Annotated in this window: 2 protein-coding genes; one reads left to right on the forward strand and one right to left on the reverse strand. The window is 35.9% G+C overall.

Annotation, left to right across the window (positions count from 1 at the left end):
* Positions 1-282: 282 nt before the first annotated feature.
* The gene (locus AC1DWB_RS35840) at positions 283-657 is read right to left on the reverse strand and encodes a helix-turn-helix domain-containing protein (RefSeq protein ID WP_477545822.1); all 375 of its coding nucleotides are present in this window, start codon (positions 655-657) and stop codon (positions 283-285) included.
* Between the two features lie 202 nt (positions 658-859).
* Here AC1DWB_RS35840 and AC1DWB_RS35845 point away from each other — a divergent pair, with 202 nt between their 5' ends.
* Positions 860-1,093, forward strand: a complete 234-nt coding sequence (locus tag AC1DWB_RS35845; RefSeq protein ID WP_477545823.1) for a helix-turn-helix transcriptional regulator — start codon at positions 860-862, stop codon at positions 1,091-1,093.
* Positions 1,094-1,096 lie beyond the last annotated feature (3 nt).

Here is a 1,096-nt window from a genome sequence, read left to right on the forward strand (position 1 = left end):
CCTAAGGCTCTGGCGAGCTCACTAGGCGTTATCCTTCGTTCCAACAATAATTGAGGTAGTAGGCACTTTCCCGGGAGAAAGTCCATAGTTTACTCCTCAAATTTTTTTTACTCATAAAAAGGAACATACGTTCTTATTTGTTCGTATTCGTGCTACAATGATATTCCAAATATATACTAGGCGGTGCATACATGGACAACAAAACTAACCGTGAATTAGTCGAAATACTGAAGACGATTGATATATTGAAAGACGAACCACCGGACAATATATATAATCTTATTATTGAGAGTTACGTTCGAAATCACTTACGACAATCTGGATGATTTTTTCTAGCTTTTCTCTATTTCCTTCTACCGTCAAATCCACGTTATACTTCTCTACAATATCTTTAATAATCATTTCATTTACATTTTTTTTAACACTATACTTAGTTTCTTCTTCTTTTAAAGCGACTTTTTTCATGTCCCTCCCTACTAAGTAATCTATACTTACCCCAAAAAAATCAGCTAGTTTTTCTAATGTTGCATATTCCGGTACACGTCTGTCCACTTCGTATTGAGCGTATGTGGATCTCGTCATATGCAATTTCTTTGCTATTTCATCTTGAGTTAACTTTAGTGACTTCCTTAACTCAGTTAATCTTTGGCCTAGCATTTAGTATTTCACCACCTCATCTACATATAAATACATGCGACATTATTTAATTATAGCGTTGCATCATGCCACATTAAACACCGTGTCGCACCTATTAACATTTATCTTAATATTGTGTTGACATGTCGCAATGGGCGACATATAATACAGGTATAGAAAGTCGCATCAAGCGACAAAGACTAATGATGGAGGTGATTAATATATGGCAATCAAAAGAGAATGGTTGATCAGCATTCGGATTCAATTGGATTTTACTCAACAAGATGTTGCAGAGAAAACAGATATTCCGCGCTCAACATATGCTGAATACGAGATAGGCAGACGGAACCCAACCGTTCTTAATTCTCAGAAAATCGCGGATGTTCTTGGTTTTGATTGGACGCTTTTTTTTGCAAATAAAAGTCGCATCAAGCGACATATTAAGAAAATAGCTTAAAGG

It is taken from the genome of Paenibacillus sp. P4_E11 (assembly GCF_056401635.1).

Bases quoted from the DNA above. Each gene is read 5' to 3' on its own strand.
- AC1DWB_RS35845 (WP_477545823.1), top strand. From the start codon at position 860: ATGGCAATCAAAAGAGAATGGTTGATCAGCATTCGGATTCAATTGGAT.
- AC1DWB_RS35840 (WP_477545822.1), bottom strand. From the start codon at position 657: ATGCTAGGCCAAAGATTAACTGAGTTAAGGAAGTCACTAAAGTTAACT.